The sequence below is a fragment of the Bradyrhizobium frederickii genome, from assembly GCF_004570865.1.
GTDB lineage: Bacteria > Pseudomonadota > Alphaproteobacteria > Rhizobiales > Xanthobacteraceae > Bradyrhizobium > Bradyrhizobium frederickii.
Genome location: NZ_SPQS01000024.1, coordinates 64,143 through 79,150 on the forward strand (window position 1 = coordinate 64,143; position 15,008 = coordinate 79,150).

General features: G+C 65.4%; 11 protein-coding genes. 8 read left to right on the forward strand and 3 right to left on the reverse strand.

The window, feature by feature from the left end:
* The first annotated feature begins 51 nt into the window (after window positions 1-51).
* The 5 genes from E4K64_RS31840 to E4K64_RS31860 all read left to right on the forward strand — a co-directional run bounded on the left by E4K64_RS31840 (window position 52) and on the right by E4K64_RS31860 (window position 7,266).
* The gene (locus E4K64_RS31840) at window positions 52-3,021 is read left to right on the forward strand and encodes a 2-oxoglutarate dehydrogenase E1 component (RefSeq protein WP_135166927.1); all 2,970 of its coding nucleotides are present in this window, start codon (window positions 52-54) and stop codon (window positions 3,019-3,021) included.
* A gap of 172 nt (window positions 3,022-3,193) precedes the next feature.
* Entirely contained in the window at window positions 3,194-4,429 is a 1,236-nt protein-coding gene (gene odhB / locus E4K64_RS31845) for a 2-oxoglutarate dehydrogenase complex dihydrolipoyllysine-residue succinyltransferase (protein ID WP_135166928.1), read from the forward strand.
* A gap of 52 nt (window positions 4,430-4,481) precedes the next feature.
* Entirely contained in the window at window positions 4,482-5,243 is a 762-nt protein-coding gene (locus E4K64_RS31850; protein ID WP_126261364.1) for an SDR family oxidoreductase, read from the forward strand.
* Between the two features lie 57 nt (window positions 5,244-5,300).
* Window positions 5,301-6,701: a dihydrolipoyl dehydrogenase gene (gene lpdA, locus E4K64_RS31855; RefSeq protein WP_135166929.1), complete on the forward strand. Its 1,401-nt coding sequence runs from the start codon at window positions 5,301-5,303 to the stop codon at window positions 6,699-6,701.
* 34 nt (window positions 6,702-6,735) lie between these two features.
* Window positions 6,736-7,266, forward strand: a complete 531-nt coding sequence (locus E4K64_RS31860) for a hypothetical protein (protein WP_135166930.1) — start codon at window positions 6,736-6,738, stop codon at window positions 7,264-7,266.
* A gap of 173 nt (window positions 7,267-7,439) precedes the next feature.
* Here the strand turns inward: E4K64_RS31860 and E4K64_RS31865 are convergent, their stop codons facing one another.
* Together E4K64_RS31865 and E4K64_RS31870 are read right to left on the reverse strand one after the other, a co-directional pair.
* Window positions 7,440-8,027, reverse strand: a complete 588-nt coding sequence (locus E4K64_RS31865; RefSeq protein WP_135166931.1) for a DUF4337 domain-containing protein — start codon at window positions 8,025-8,027, stop codon at window positions 7,440-7,442.
* Between the two features lie 83 nt (window positions 8,028-8,110).
* The gene (locus E4K64_RS31870; protein WP_126261286.1) at window positions 8,111-9,076 is read right to left on the reverse strand and encodes a tyrosine recombinase XerC; all 966 of its coding nucleotides are present in this window, start codon (window positions 9,074-9,076) and stop codon (window positions 8,111-8,113) included.
* 123 nt (window positions 9,077-9,199) lie between these two features.
* On the opposite strand from E4K64_RS31870, the gene E4K64_RS31875 reads away from it, so the two are divergent.
* On the forward strand, window positions 9,200-11,410 hold the full coding sequence (locus E4K64_RS31875) for a primosomal protein N' (protein WP_135166932.1): 2,211 nt from the start codon (window positions 9,200-9,202) through the stop codon (window positions 11,408-11,410).
* Between the two features lie 231 nt (window positions 11,411-11,641).
* Here E4K64_RS31875 and E4K64_RS31880 read toward each other — a convergent pair whose 3' ends face one another.
* The gene (locus E4K64_RS31880; RefSeq protein WP_135166933.1) at window positions 11,642-12,139 is read right to left on the reverse strand and encodes a septal ring lytic transglycosylase RlpA family protein; all 498 of its coding nucleotides are present in this window, start codon (window positions 12,137-12,139) and stop codon (window positions 11,642-11,644) included.
* A 682-nt stretch (window positions 12,140-12,821) separates the two neighbouring features.
* Between E4K64_RS31880 and E4K64_RS31885 the strand changes: the two genes are divergently transcribed.
* Both E4K64_RS31885 and atpA read left to right on the forward strand, forming a co-directional pair.
* Window positions 12,822-13,382, forward strand: a complete 561-nt coding sequence (locus E4K64_RS31885; RefSeq protein WP_135166934.1) for a F0F1 ATP synthase subunit delta — start codon at window positions 12,822-12,824, stop codon at window positions 13,380-13,382.
* Window positions 13,382-14,911: a F0F1 ATP synthase subunit alpha gene (gene atpA, locus E4K64_RS31890; RefSeq protein ID WP_135166935.1), complete on the forward strand. Its 1,530-nt coding sequence runs from the start codon at window positions 13,382-13,384 to the stop codon at window positions 14,909-14,911. Before E4K64_RS31885 ends, atpA begins: the two co-directional genes overlap by 1 nt.
* The last annotated feature ends 97 nt before the right edge of the window (window positions 14,912-15,008 follow it).

Genomic DNA, 15,008 nt, shown 5'->3' on the forward strand with positions numbered 1-15,008 from the left:
GGTGCCAGCGCCGTTTGTTATGCGCGAACCGAAATCGCCAGGAACTCCAGTATGTCTCGCCAGGACGCGAACGCAGCCTTTGCCTTGTCTTCCTTTTTGCAGGGCACCAACGCCACCTACATCGACGAAATCTACGCCCGCTACGAGAAGGACCCGTCCTCGGTCGACGCCGAGTGGCAGGAGTTCTTCAAGAGCCTCAACGACCAGCCGGCTGACGTCCGGAAGAACGCGGAAGGCCCGTCCTGGGAGCGCGACAACTGGCCGCTGACGCCGCAGGACGATCTCACCTCCGCGCTCGACGGCAACTGGGCGGAGGTCGAGAAGGCGGTTGGTGCCAAGATCGCTGCCAAGGCGCAGGCCAAGGGCGGTGACAAGGGCGCCGCCCTCTCCTCCGCCGACCTGCTCCAGGCGACACGCGATTCCGTCCGCGCCCTGATGCTGATCCGCTCCTACCGCATGCGCGGCCATTTCCACGCCAAGCTCGATCCGCTCGGCATCGAAGCCCAGCGCAACCGCGAAGAGCTCGATCCGCGCACCTACGGCTTCAGCGAAGCCGATTTCGACCGCAAGATCTTCCTCGATCACGTGCTCGGTCTCGAATACGGCACGCTGCGCGAGATCACCGCGATCTGCGAGCGCACCTATTGCCAGACGCTCGGCGTCGAGTTCATGCACATCAGCAACGCCGCGCAGAAGGCCTGGATTCAGGAGCGCATCGAGGGACCCGACAAGGAGATCTCGTTCACCCGCGAAGGCCGCAGGGCCATCCTGATGAAGCTGGTCGAAGCCGAAGGCTTCGAGAAGTTCTGCGACACCAAGTTCACCGGCACCAAGCGCTTCGGCCTCGACGGCGGTGAAGCGTTGATCCCGGCGCTCGAGCAGATCATCAAGCGCGGCGGCAATCTCGGCGTGAAGGAGATCGTGCTGGGCATGCCGCATCGCGGCCGTCTCAACGTGCTGACGCAGGTGATGGGCAAGGCGCACCGCGCCCTGTTCCACGAGTTCAAGGGCGGCTCGGCCAACCCCGACGCGGTCGAAGGCTCCGGCGACGTCAAGTATCACCTCGGCGCCTCCTCGGACCGCGAGTTCGACGGCAACCGCATCCATCTGTCGCTGACCGCCAACCCCTCGCATCTCGAGATCGTCGATCCCGTGGTGCTCGGCAAGGTGCGCGCGAAGCAGGACCAGCACGGCGATCCGCCGGACATGCGCATCTCCGTGATGCCGCTGCTGATGCACGGCGACGCCGCGTTCGCCGGCCAGGGCGTGGTCGCCGAGTGCTTCGGCCTGTCCGACCTGAAGGGCTACCGCACCGGCGGCTCCGTGCACTTCATCGTCAACAACCAGATCGGCTTCACCACCTATCCGCGCTACTCGCGCTCCTCGCCCTATCCGTCGGACGTGGCGAAGATGATCGATGCGCCGATCTTCCACGTCAACGGCGACGATCCGGAAGCCGTGGTGTTCGCGGCCAAGGTCGCGACCGAGTTCCGGCAGAAATTCCACAAGCCCGTCGTCATCGACATGTGGTGCTATCGCCGCTACGGCCACAATGAGGGCGACGAGCCGGCCTTCACCCAGCCGGTGATGTACAAGCGGATCGCGGCCCATCCCTCGACCCTCACGCTCTACTCCAAGCGCCTGATCGCCGAAGGCGTGGTCACCGAGGGCGAGGTCGACAAGCTGAAGGCCGACTGGCGCGCCCGGCTCGATGCCGAGTTCGAGGCCGGCACCTCCTACAAGCCGAACAAGGCCGACTGGCTCGACGGCAAGTGGTCCGGCTTCAAGATCGCCGACCAGGAAGAGGACGCGCGTCGCGGCGTCACCGGCGTCGACCTTCCGATCCTGAAGGACATCGGCCGCAAGATCACCAAGGTGCCGGACGGTTTTCGCGTTCACCGCACCATCCAGCGCTTCCTCGACAACCGCGCCAAGGCGATCGACACCGGTGCCGGCATCGACTGGGCGACCGGCGAAGCGCTGGCGTTCTGCACGCTGCTCCAGGAAAACCACCATGTCCGTCTGTCCGGACAGGATTCCGAGCGCGGCACCTTCTCGCAGCGCCACTCGGTCCTGATCGACCAGGAGGACGAGAGCCGCTACACGCCGTTCAATCATCTCGGCAGCGAGCAGGGCCATTACGAGGTCATCAACTCGCTGCTGTCGGAAGAGGCCGTGCTCGGCTTCGAATACGGCTATTCGCTCGCCGAGCCGAACACGCTGACGCTGTGGGAAGCCCAGTTCGGCGACTTCGCCAACGGTGCGCAGGTCGTGTTCGACCAGTTCATCTCCTCGGGCGAGCGCAAATGGCTGCGCATGTCCGGCCTCGTCTGCCTCCTGCCGCACGGCTATGAGGGCCAGGGACCGGAGCATTCCTCGGCGCGCCTCGAGCGTTTCCTGCAGATGTGCGCGGAAGACAACATGCAGGTGGTCTACCCGACCACGCCGGCGAACTACTTCCACGCGCTGCGCCGCCAGCTGCACCGCGAGATCCGCAAGCCGCTGATCATGATGACGCCGAAGTCGCTGCTGCGTCACAAGCGGGCGGTGTCGCGTCTCGAGGAGCTGGCCAAGGGGACGACCTTCCACCGCATCCTCTATGATGACGCCCAGATGCTGCCGAACGAGGCGATCAAGCTCGTGCCCGACGACAAGATCCGCCGCATCGTGCTGTGCTCCGGCAAGGTCTATTACGACCTCTACGAGGAGCGCGAGAAGCGCGGCATCGACGACATCTATCTGATGCGCGTCGAGCAGCTCTATCCGGTGCCGCTGAAGGCGCTGGTGGCCGAGCTGTCGCGCTTCAAGAAGGCCGAAGTGGTGTGGTGCCAGGAAGAGCCCCGCAACATGGGTGCCTGGCACTTCATCGAGCCCTATCTGGAATGGGTGCTGAACCAGGTGAACGGCGCGAGCCGGCGTCCGCGTTATGTCGGCCGCGCCGCTTCCGCCGCGACCGCCACGGGTCTGATGTCCAAGCATCAGGCGCAGCTGAAGGCGTTCCTGGACGAAGCACTGAGCTAGGCAATTTCAAACTGAGTCATGCCCCGCGAAGGCGGGGCATCCAGTACTCCCGCGGCATTCGTTCTGCTCATCGACGTCACGGCGTACTGGATCGCCCGCCCCCGTGCGCAAGCGCGCACAAGGCGGGCGATGACACATGAATTCAAGACCGCGATCCCTTAAGGAAAAGACCATGACTGAAATTCGTGTGCCGACGCTCGGCGAATCCGTCACCGAGGCCACCATCGGCCGCTGGTTCAAGAAGGCCGGCGATCCCGTCGCCGTCGACGAGCCCTTGGTGGAGCTCGAGACCGACAAGGTCACCATCGAAGTGCCCGCGCCCTCCGCCGGCACGCTGAGCGAGATCATCGCCGCCGATGGCGCGACCGTTGCCGTCGGCGCGCTGCTCGGCCAGATCACCGATGGAGCCGGCGCTGCCAAGCCCGCCGTGGCACCCGCCAAGCCCGCCGCTGCTCCGGCGCCCGCCGCTGCTTCGCCGGCTCCGGCCGCGAAGGCGGCCCCGGCCGATGCGCCGCTCGCCCCGTCCGTGCGCAAGCTCTCGGCCGAGAGCGGTGTCGACGCGTCCACCGTTCCGGGCTCCGGCAAGGACGGCCGCGTCACCAAGGGCGACATGTTGGCGGCGATCGAGCGCGCGGCCTCGGCGCCGACCCCGGTCAACCAGCCTGCCGCCGCCGTGCAGGTCCGCGCGCCGTCGCCGGCCGATGACGCCGCCCGCGAAGAGCGCGTCAAGATGACCCGGCTGCGCCAGACCATTGCGCGCCGCCTCAAGGACGTGCAGAACACCGCGGCCATGCTGACGACCTTCAACGAGGTCGACATGACCAACGTCATGGCGCTGCGCGCGCACTACAAGGATGCGTTCGAGAAGAAGCACGGCGCCAAGCTCGGCTTCATGGGCTTCTTCACCAAGGCCGTCGTGCAGGCGCTGAAGGACATCCCGGCGGTCAACGCCGAGATCGACGGCACCGACCTGATCTACAAGAACTATTACCACATCGGCGTCGCCGTCGGCACCGACAAGGGCCTCGTCGTCCCCGTGGTGCGCGACTGCGACCACAAGTCGATCTCCGACATCGAGAAGAGCATCGCCGATTACGGCCGCCGCGCCCGCGACGGCCAGCTCAAGATCGACGAGATGCAGGGCGGCACCTTCACCATCACCAATGGCGGCATCTACGGCTCGCTGATGTCGACCCCGATCCTGAACGCGCCGCAGTCGGGCATCCTCGGCATGCACAAGATCCAGGAGCGGCCGATGGTCGTCGGCGGCAAGATCGAGGTCCGCCCGATGATGTATCTGGCGCTGTCCTACGATCACCGCGTCATCGACGGCAAGGAAGCCGTCACCTTCCTGGTTCGCGTCAAGGAGAGCCTGGAAGACCCGGCGCGCCTGGTGCTCGATCTCTGATCCCTGATGCTCTGCGAGCGCCGTCGCCATGCGCGGCGGCGCGTGTCGAACCATGGAGGCGCGTGTGACGGATAAGGTCGTTGTCATTACCGGCGGCAGCCGCGGTATCGGGCGGGCAACCGCGATCGCGGCGGCCGCGCGCGGCTTCCGCGTCGTGGTCGGCTATGCCAGCAACAAGACGGCCGCCGACGAGGTGGTCGCGCAGATCGAGGCCAGCAACGGCAAGGCCATCGCGGTGAAATGCGATGTCGCCGAGGAAAGCGACATCCTCGAATTGTTCAAGGCCGCCGACAAGTTCGGCACGCTCGGGGCGCTCGTCAACAACGGCGGCATCGTCGGCCAGAGCGGCGTTCGCGTCGACGAGATGTCGGCCGAGCGCATCCAGCGCGTGCTGGCGGTCAACGTCACCGGCTCCATCCTCTGCGCGCGCGAGGCGGTGAAGCGGATGTCGACCAGGCACGGCGGCAAGGGCGGCGTCATCGTCAATCTGTCGTCGGTTGCGGCCAGGCTCGGTGCCCCCAACACCTATGTCGACTACGCCGCGTCCAAGGGCGCGGTGGATTCCTTCACCATCGGTCTCGGCTATGAGGTCGCGGCCGAGGGCATCCGCGTCGCCGCGATCCGTCCCGGCCTGATCGATACCGAGATCCACGCCGCCGGCGGCGAGCCCGACCGCGCCCATCGTCTGGCCCACATGGTGCCGATGAAGCGCGTCGGCACCGCGGACGAAATCGCCAATGCCATCGTCTGGCTGATGTCGGACGAGGCGTCTTACGTCACCTCAGCCATTCTCGATGTGTCCGGCGGACGCTGACGCGCCGGCGGACGCTGACACATCCTCATCACGGCAAACCTTACGGGACTTTCTCTCATGGCTACCTACGATCTCGTCGTCATCGGCACCGGACCTGGCGGTTATGTCTGCGCGGTGCGCGCCAGCCAGCTCGGCATGAAGGTCGCCGTGGTCGAAAAGAACGCCACCCTCGGCGGCACCTGCCTCAATGTCGGCTGCATGCCGTCGAAGGCGCTGCTGCACGCCTCCGAGATGTTCGAGGAGGCCGCGCACTCCTTCGCCAAGATGGGCGTGTCGGTCTCGTCGCCGAAGCTCGATCTGCCCGCGATGATGAACTTCAAGCAGCAGGGCATCGACGGCAACGTCAAGGGCGTCGAATTCCTGATGAAGAAGAACAAGATCGACGTGCTCAAGGGCACCGGCAAGATCTTGGGGACCGGCAAGGTCGAGGTCTCCGCCGACGGCAAGTCGCAGGTGATCGAGACCAAGAACATCGTCATCGCCACCGGCTCGGATATCGCACGCCTCAAGGGCATCGAGATCGACGAAAAGCGCATCGTGTCCTCGACCGGCGCGCTGTCGCTGGAGAAGTTGCCGGGCAGAATACTGGTCATCGGCGCCGGTGTGATCGGGCTCGAGCTCGGCTCGGTGTGGCGCCGACTCGGGTCCGAAGTCATGGTCGTCGAATTCCTCGATCGCATCCTGCCCGGCATGGACGGCGAGATCGCCAAGCAATTCCAGCGCATCCTGGAAAAGCAGGGATTTGCATTCAAGCTCGGTTCGAAGGTCACTGGCGTCGAAGTGAACAGCAAGGCACTGCTTGCGAAAATCGAGCCGGCTGCGGGTGGCGCGGCCGAGACCATCGAGGCCGATGTCGTTCTCGTCTGCATCGGCCGCGTGCCGTACACCGACGGGCTGGGTCTGAAGGAAGCCGGCGTCGCGCTCGACAATCGCGGCCGCGTGCAGATCGATCCGCATTTCGCCACCAGCCTCAAGGGCGTCTACGCCATCGGCGACGTCGTCGCAGGCCCGATGCTCGCGCACAAGGCCGAGGACGAAGGCGTTGCGGTGGCCGAGATCATCGCCGGCCAGGCCGGCCATGTGAATTACGATGTCATCCCGGGCGTCGTGTATACCACGCCGGAAGTGTCCTCCGTTGGCAAGACCGAGGAGGAGCTGAAGCAGGCGGGCATCGCCTATACCGTCGGAAAGTTTCCCTTTACCGCCAATGGCCGCTCCAAGGTCAATCAGACGACTGACGGCTTTGTGAAGGTTCTCGCAGATGCGAAGACCGATCGCGTGCTCGGCGTGCACATTATCGGCCGCGAAGCCGGCGAAATGATCCATGAGGCAGCCGTCCTCATGGAGTTTGGCGGCAGTGCGGAAGATCTCGCGCGCACCTGCCACGCGCATCCGACCCGCTCGGAGGCCATCAAGGAGGCCGCGCTTGCGGTCGGCAAGCGGGCCATCCATATGTAGCCACGCGCCCAGCGCCGAATCGGGCGGGAAACACATGCTGCGCCGCGTTCTTCAACCGCTCTGGGTCCTGCTTGCGATCGTCTTCCTGATCGAAGCCTGGCTGTGGGACCATCTCGAGCCGATCGTAGCAAAGGTCGTCGCAGCCATCCCCTTGGCGCGCTTCAAGCAATGGCTGACGGAGCGCGTCGACGCGCTGTCGCCGGCCATGACGCTGATCGTGTTCGCCGTGCCGGTCATCCCGCTGTTTCCGCTCAAGCTGGTCGGCCTGTGGCTGCTCGCGCACGAGTACTGGACCAGCGCGGTCTTCATGATCGTGTTCGCAAAGCTGGTCGGCGTCGGCGTCACCGCCTTCGTGTTCGACGTGACGCGCCACAAGCTCCTGGAGATGCACTGGTTCGAGCGGATCTACGAGCTCGTGCTGAAGATCCGCGCCAAGGCCGCCGAGCTGGTCAACCCGATCAAGCAGCGCATCCGCGAGCTGATCGCCGGCAACGGCGAGGGCTGGTCCTCCCGCACGCTGCGTCTGATCCAGCGTTTCAGGAAGAGCGTGCACGAAGCGCGGTAGCAGCCCGCCGCTCGTACACTGTCATCGCCACATCCTCGGTGTCATTGCCCGCGAAAGCGGGCAATCCAGTATTCCAGAGACGGTATTGATTCAACCGAGGTGCCGCGGCGTACTGGATGCCCCGCATTCGCGGGGCATGACACGTCCGTGTTGCCTACACGTCCTCATCACGCTCAATGCAAGTGCAACAGATGCGGCCACCACAGGCCGAGCGCGGTCATGAACAGGCCGGCGAGCGTCAGGATGCCGCTGACATAGGCCAGCGCGAACATGCCGGTGATGATGGTGGCCGAGGCCAGCACGATGCCGATCTGGAAGGCGGCAGAGGCCAGCTCGAAGTGATGGTATTTCGCGGTCGCCTCGTCGCGATCGTGCTCGGCATGCTTGGCCTTCTCGGCGAGCTGCTCGGTGCCTTCGCCGGTCTCGGGCTCGGAGCGGTAGCGCGCCGCCGTCTTGGTCCAGTCGTCGATTTGCTTCTGCACGGCGGGCTTGTGCGCCTCGTCCGCGGCGGCGAGCGCGAGCTTGCCCTGCTCGGCCGCCGTCACCACCACGGTGCGGCGGATGCTCTTGGCCTGGAAGAACGCCCAGAGGTTGGCGGCCTCGACGTTCTTGCTGATCGATTCGGTCTGGGCGCCCTTGCCGAGCGTCTCGGAGATCGCCAGGAACAGCGCCAGCACCGCGATCAGGAGCGCGATCTTCTTGTTCGAGCCGGACGCGTGTTCGGCGTGCTCGGCATGCTCCATGCTCTCGTGTGCGCTCATAAGTCCCTCCTGCCTCGGTTCCGCAACGATTGACCGAACCGCGCGGCCAGCGCAAGAGGGAGGGAAGTTATGACGCCAGTATGTCAGCGCCGCGGATGCGCGCTGGCATAGACCTCGAGCAGGCGCTCGGAATCGATGCCGGTATAGACCTGGGTGGTCGACAGCGAGGAATGGCCGAGCAATTCCTGGATGGCGCGCAAGTCGCCGCCGCGCGAGAGCAGATGCGTGGCGAAGGAATGGCGCAGCGCGTGCGGGGTGGCGCTGTCGGGCAGGCCGAGCGCGCCGCGCAGCCGCTCCATCGCGAGCTGGATGATGCGCGGGCTCAAGGGCCCGCCGCGCGCGCCGACGAAGATCGGGCCTTCCGCGGGCAGCGGATAGGGACACATCGCAACGTAGTCCTGCACCAGCTCGAGCACGTTCTGGAGCACCGGCACCATGCGGGTCTTGTTGCCCTTGCCGGTCACGATCAGCACGTCGCCTTCGCCGGGGCGCGGCACTTCGCGGCGCTTCAGGCCCAGCGCTTCGGAGATGCGCAGGCCCGAGCCGTACAGCAGCGCCATCACCGCAGCATCGCGCGCCAGAATCCAAGTCTCGCGGTCCTCGCCGGCGCGCTCGTCGGCATCGGCAAGACGCTTTGCGGAGGCCATCGGCAGCGGCTTCGGTAGGCTCTTCGCCACCTTCGGCGCGCGAATGGCGGAGAGTGCGCCGACCTTGCCCTTGCCTTCGCGCTCGAGGAAGCGGCCGAACGAGCGCAGCCCCGCGAGCGCGCGCATCAGGCTGCGGCCGGCGATGTCATCGGCCCTGCGCATTGCCATGAAGGCACGCACGTCGGTGGCTTCCAGCGCGGCGAAACGTTTGAGCGTGACCCGTTCGCCCCAATGGGCACAGAGGAAATCCAGGCATTGCCTGAGATCGCGGCCATAGGCCTCCAGCGTCTTCGGCGACAGCCGCCGCTCGGCGCCGAGATGCGACAGCCAGCGCGTCATCTCCTGCGCGATCGAGGGATCGGCGCTGGCGAGCTCGATTTGTGGGGCGGCTGCTTTGCTCATGCGCTCTGGACGTAATGATTCCGCACAGTATATCGCATCACACTCGTTTATCGTTCGCTAAGGTCGCCCCCGGACGCTAGCCTTCAAGCCCCCGGGTTCCGATTCTCCCTGCAAAGACCGTTGATGGATCATTCGTCGCGCAGCACGACCGCCCCCACCAACGCGACCGGCATGGTCGACGTGCTGGTGCCGGTCGCGCTCGACCAGACCTATTCCTACAAGGTGCCGCGCGGGATGGAGCTGAAGGCGGGCGATCTCGTCGGTGTGCCGCTCGGGCCGCGCGAGGTGCTCGCCGTGGTCTGGGGGGAAAATGCCAATCCGGATCCGCGCCTGCACAACCGCCTCAAGGAGGTCAGCGAGAAGCTCGACATCCCGCCGCTCAAGCCGGAGCTGCGCCAGGTGGTCGACTGGGTCGCCAATTACACGCTGAGCCCGCGCGGCATGGTGCTGCGCATGTGCCTGCGGATGGGCGAGAATCTCGGTCCCGAGCGGGTGCGTCCCGGCGTGCGCCTGACCGGCGATCCGCCGAAGCGGCTGACGCCGGCGCGCCAGCGCGTGATCGAGCTGCTGTCGGACCGGCTGCTGCACGGCAAGTCGGAAGCCGCCAAGGAAGCCGGCGTTTCCTCAGGCGTGATCGACGGCCTCGTCGACGAAGGCACGCTCACGGTCGAGCCGATGCCGCCGCCGGCGCCGCCCCCGGCGCCCGATCCCGATTTCGGCCGGCCGGATTTTTCGCCGCTGCAGCGGGCCGGCGTGGATGCCATGCGCGCGCTCGCCGCCAACGGCACGTTCCACGTCGCATTGCTCGACGGCGTCACCGGCTCGGGCAAGACCGAGGTCTATTTCGAGGCCGTCGCCGAAACCATCCGCCGCGGGAAACAGTCGCTGATCCTGATGCCGGAGATCGCGCTCACCGGCCAGTTCCTCGATCGCTTCGCGCAGCGTTTTGGCGTGCGTCCGATCGAGTGGCATTCTGAATTGACGCCGCGCACCCGCGCGCGCAATTGGGCGGCGATCTCCGCAGGCACCGCGCAGGTCGTGGTCGGGGCACGCTCGGCGCTGTTTCTGCCTTACGCCGATCTCGGCCTGATCGTCGTCGATGAAGAGCACGACCAGGCCTACAAGCAGGACGAGGGCGTGCATTATCACGCCCGCGACATGGCGGTGGTGCGCGCGCATATCGCCAGGATCCCGGTGGTGCTGGCCTCGGCGACGCCGTCGGTCGAGTCCGAGGTCAATGCGCGCAAGAACCGCTATCAGCGCATCGCGCTGCCCTCGCGCTTCGGCGGCCAGCACATGCCGCATATCGAGGCCATCGACATGCGCCGCGAGCCGCCCGCACGCGGCCGCTTCATCTCGCCGCGGCTGGCCGGCGAGATCAGGACCGCAATCGAGAAGCGCGAGCAGGCGCTGCTGTTCCTCAATCGCCGCGGCTATGCGCCGCTGACGCTGTGCCGGGCCTGCGGCCATCGCTTCGCCTGCACCATCTGCGATGCCTGGCTGGTCGATCACCGCTTCCGCCAGCGCCTGGTCTGTCACCATTGCGGCTTCTCGATGCCGCGCCCGCATCTCTGTCCGAACTGTTCGGCCGAGGAATCGCTGGTCGCGGTCGGTCCCGGCGTCGAGCGCCTGCAGGAGGAGGCGGCGGCGCTGTTCCCGCAGGCGCGCACCATGGTGCTGTCGAGCGATCTCGTCACCTCGATCGAGACGATGCGCTCCGAGCTTGCCGAGATCGCGGAGGGCCGCGTCGACATCATCATCGGCACCCAGCTGGTGGCCAAGGGCCACAATTTTCCGCGGCTCAATCTCGTCGGCGTGGTCGATGCCGATCTTGGCCTGTCCAATGGCGATCCGCGTGCGGCGGAGCGCACCTGGCAATTGCTCAACCAGGTGATCGGCCGCGCCGGCCGCGAGCAGGGCCGCGGCATCGGGTATTTGCAGACGCACCAGCCCGACCATCCCGTGATGAAGGCGCTGATCGCCTGCGACCGCGAGGCCTTTTACGACAGCGAGATCGAGCTGCGCGAGAAGACGCTCTATCCGCCGTTCGGCCGGCTCGCCAGCCTGATCATCTCCGCCGGCGACCGTCCGAGCGCCGAAGGTCTCGGCCGCCGTCTCGTCGCGCTCGCGCCGCGCGACGAGCGCGTCGTGGTGCTCGGGCCGGCGGAAGCGCCGCTCGCCGTGATCAAGGGCCGCTACCGCTTCCGCATCCTGGTGAAATCGGCGCGCGGTTTCGATCTGTCGGACTATCTTCGCAACTGGCTCGCGGCCTGCCCGAAGCCGACGGGCAATCAGAAGCTCGAAGTCGACGTCGACCCGCAGAGTTTTTTGTAAGCGCTGCCGCCGCCACATCCTCCGCCGTCATTCCGGGGCGCGACGAAGTCGCGAGCCCGGAATCCGTCGGACGGCATGACGTGCGGTGAAATGGATTCCGGGCTCGCGCTTCGCGCGCCCCGGAATGACAGAGCGTAAAAAAACCCGCGGTCCCCCAAGACCGCGGGCTTGTTTCAGGCGCGCATCAAACTGATGAAAACTGCGCGCGTGACGTGAGGCGCGGCTGGCGCCTTAGGAGACGACTTCCGCGGTGACACGGCCAACGCCGGCACCGGTGAGGCCGATGGCGCGGGCGGCGCCCGTGGAGAGGTCGAGAACCCGGCCGCGAATGAACGGGCCGCGGTCGTTGATGGTGACGATGACGCTCGAGCCGCGGTGGGTGACGCGCAGCTTGGTGCCGAACGGCAGCGAGCGGTGCGCCGCGGTCAGGGCGTTCTGGTTGAAGCGCTGGCCCGAGGCGGTGCGGCTGCCGGACTCGTTGCCGTAATAGGAGGCGATGCCGGAGAAGCTGCGGCCGGTGCCCGAGGTCGGATTCATCGCCGCATTGGCGTTGCGCCAATCGGAGCTCGCGTTGGTGTCGGCCTGGGCGTGGTGGCGGTGATGATGCCTGTGGTGGCGGGATTTGGCGGAAGCCTCGGTGGCAGTTCCACCGATCAGGAGAGTCGCGGCAACGAAAGCGATCGCCGTACGCGGCCGGGTCATAAAGCCCAGCGTCTTCATGGACAGCATTTATTGGTCCCTAAGCTAGTATTGCCACATGTGTGGCTAGTGGAGCCCCCATCAGTTTGTGAGCGGTCTGGCGTTTCGATTCCCAATGCGGCGTGAATTGGGCAGTAAATCCGTTCTGTGTCGTCATGAAACATCTTGTTACTCGAACCAGATATTCAGATCATATTCCTTAATCTTCGTATTTAACGATTTGTTAACCTATGGAATACTTACGAATACTGTAAAACGAAGTCATCTCTTGAACTGTTTAGAATTGGGTAAGTATTCGGCGAGTGGAGCTGTGGACGCCGGAGTCACGCCTCAGCGATCCGTGTTCATGGCCGCTATGCGCTGGGGGCAGGAACCAACGTCGGGGAAGGGGCGGCGAGCCCCGGGTCAATTCCGCGACCCTCAGGTCGCCATCCCAGGTCCTTGATCGAGTCTGGTCCGATCGCGGGACCAGGCAGACATCGATGTCGCAGCGTGCGACGAACTGGCGACAGAACCTCGTGCCTTTAATTTGGCGTCATGTTGCACCTGCGCGCCTGCTATGTTAGCAAAGCCGCGATTTTAACGAGCCCGGCACGTTCCGTGCTGGTCGAAAATCGAAGTCCCGCTTGAATTCCAAGGGCTTGGATCGCTAGGCGCCGCTTTGTGGCGACGGTTTTTCCCTTGCGAGTTTGACAGCAAAAAGAGCGCGTCTGTGGCTGCAGAAGATACGTCCGTTTCCGGTGTGTCCGGCCGTTATGCAACGGCCTTGTTCGAACTGGCCCGTGACCAGAAAGTGGTCGACGAGGTCAAGGCCGATCTCGAGAAATTCGAGGCCCTGCTGAACGAAAGCGCCGATCTGAAGCGCCTCGTCCGTAGCCCGGTGTTCGCCGCCGACGCCCAGTCCAGGGCCCTGTCGGCCGTGCTGGACAAGGCCGGCATCGCCGGCATCTCCGCCAATTTCCTCAAAGTGCTGACCGCCAACCGCCGCCTGTTCGTGGTGGCGGACGTCATTCGCGGCTATCGCGCCCTCGTCGCCAAGTTCAAGGGCGAGACGACGGCCGACGTCACGGTGGCGGAAGCGCTCTCGGACAAGAATCTCGACGCCCTCAAGGTTGCTCTGAAGTCGGTGACCGGCAAGGACGTCGCGCTGAACGTGAAAGTCGATCCCGCGATCATCGGTGGCCTCGTCGTCAAGCTGGGCAGCCGCATGGTCGATGGTTCGCTTCGCACCAAACTCAATTCGATCAAGCACGCGATGAAAGAGGCAGGCTGATGGACATCCGCGCCGCGGAAATTTCCGCGATCCTCAAGGACCAGATCAAGAATTTCGGCCAGGAAGCTGAAGTCTCCGAAGTCGGACAGGTGCTGTCCGTCGGCGACGGTATCGCCCGCGTCTACGGTCTGGACAACGTCCAGGCCGGTGAAATGGTCGAGTTCGAGAACGGCACCCGCGGCATGGCGCTGAACCTCGAAACCGACAACGTCGGCGTCGTTATTTTCGGTGCCGACCGTGAGATCAAGGAAGGCCAGACCGTCAAGCGCACCCGCGCCATCGTGGACGCGCCGGTCGGCAAGGGCCTGCTCGGCCGCGTCGTCGACGCGCTCGGCAACCCGATCGACGGCAAGGGCCCGATCCAGGCCGACAAGCGCATGCGCGTCGACGTCAAGGCGCCCGGCATCATTCCGCGCAAGTCGGTGAGCGAGCCGATGGCGACCGGCCTCAAGGCCATCGACGCCCTGATCCCGATCGGCCGCGGCCAGCGCGAGCTGATCATCGGCGACCGTCAGACCGGCAAGACCGCGATCGCGCTCGACACCATCCTGAACCAGAAGCCGCTCAACGCGCAGCCCGACGAGAACATCAAGCTGTACTGCGTCTACGTCGCGGTCGGCCAGAAGCGTTCGACGGTTGCCCAGTTCGTCAAGGTGCTGGAAGAGCAGGGCGCGCTCGAATACTCGATCATCGTCGCCGCCACCGCCTCGGATCCGGCGCCGATGCAGTACATCGCGCCGTTCACCGGCTGCACCATGGGCGAGTACTTCCGCGACAACGGCATGCACGCCGTCATCATCTATGACGACCTTTCGAAGCAGGCCGTCGCCTATCGCCAGATGTCGCTGCTGCTGCGCCGCCCGCCGGGCCGCGAAGCCTATCCCGGCGACGTGTTCTATCTGCACTCCCGCCTGCTCGAGCGCGCGGCGAAGCTGAACAAGGACCAGGGTTCGGGCTCGCTGACGGCGCTGCCGGTCATCGAAACCCAGGCCAACGACGTGTCGGCCTACATTCCGACCAACGTCATCTCGATCACCGACGGCCAGATCTTCCTGGAAACCGACCTGTTCTTCCAGGGCATTCGTCCCGCGGTGAACGTCGGTCTGTCGGTGTCGCGCGTCGGCTCCTCGGCGCAGACCAAGGCCACCAAGAAGGTCGCCGGCAAGATCAAGGGCGAGCTCGCGCAGTACCGCGAAATGGCGGCGTTCGCGCAGTTCGGCTCCGACCTCGACGCCTCGACCCAGCGCCTGCTCAACCGTGGCTCGCGCCTCACCGAGCTCCTGAAGCAGCCGCAGTTCTCGCCGCTGAAGATGGAAGAGCAGGTCTGCGTGATCTGGGCCGGCACCAACGGCTATCTCGATCCGCTGCCGCTCAACAAGGTGCGCGCGTTCGAGGACGGCCTGCTCTCGCTGTTGCGCGGCAAGCACGTCGACATCCTCAATTCGATCCGCGACAGCCGCGACCTCTCCGACGACACCGCTGCCAAGCTGAAGTCGGTGGTCGAAGGTTTTGCGAAGTCGTTCGCTTAAGCGTGCCGTCATGGCCGGGCAAGAGCGCGAAGCGCGTCTTCGCAATTGAGCTCCCGGCCATCCACGCGCCTCCGCGTGGTGGGAGAAGACGTGGATG

What these genes read in the sequence shown, in the direction of transcription:
- E4K64_RS31870 (WP_126261286.1), bottom strand. Translation starts at nt 9,076, where the DNA reads ATGAGCAAAGCAGCCGCCCCACAAATCGAGCTCGCCAGCGCCGATCCC.
- E4K64_RS31860 (WP_135166930.1), top strand. Translation starts at nt 6,736, where the DNA reads ATGCTGCGCCGCGTTCTTCAACCGCTCTGGGTCCTGCTTGCGATCGTC.
- E4K64_RS31865 (WP_135166931.1), bottom strand. Translation starts at nt 8,027, where the DNA reads ATGAGCGCACACGAGAGCATGGAGCATGCCGAGCACGCCGAACACGCG.
- E4K64_RS31850 (WP_126261364.1), top strand. Translation starts at nt 4,482, where the DNA reads ATGGAGGCGCGTGTGACGGATAAGGTCGTTGTCATTACCGGCGGCAGC.
- E4K64_RS31880 (WP_135166933.1), bottom strand. Translation starts at nt 12,139, where the DNA reads ATGCTGTCCATGAAGACGCTGGGCTTTATGACCCGGCCGCGTACGGCG.
- atpA (WP_135166935.1), top strand. Translation starts at nt 13,382, where the DNA reads ATGGACATCCGCGCCGCGGAAATTTCCGCGATCCTCAAGGACCAGATC.
- E4K64_RS31840 (WP_135166927.1), top strand. Translation starts at nt 52, where the DNA reads ATGTCTCGCCAGGACGCGAACGCAGCCTTTGCCTTGTCTTCCTTTTTG.
- lpdA (WP_135166929.1), top strand. Translation starts at nt 5,301, where the DNA reads ATGGCTACCTACGATCTCGTCGTCATCGGCACCGGACCTGGCGGTTAT.
- E4K64_RS31875 (WP_135166932.1), top strand. Translation starts at nt 9,200, where the DNA reads ATGGATCATTCGTCGCGCAGCACGACCGCCCCCACCAACGCGACCGGC.
- odhB (WP_135166928.1), top strand. Translation starts at nt 3,194, where the DNA reads ATGACTGAAATTCGTGTGCCGACGCTCGGCGAATCCGTCACCGAGGCC.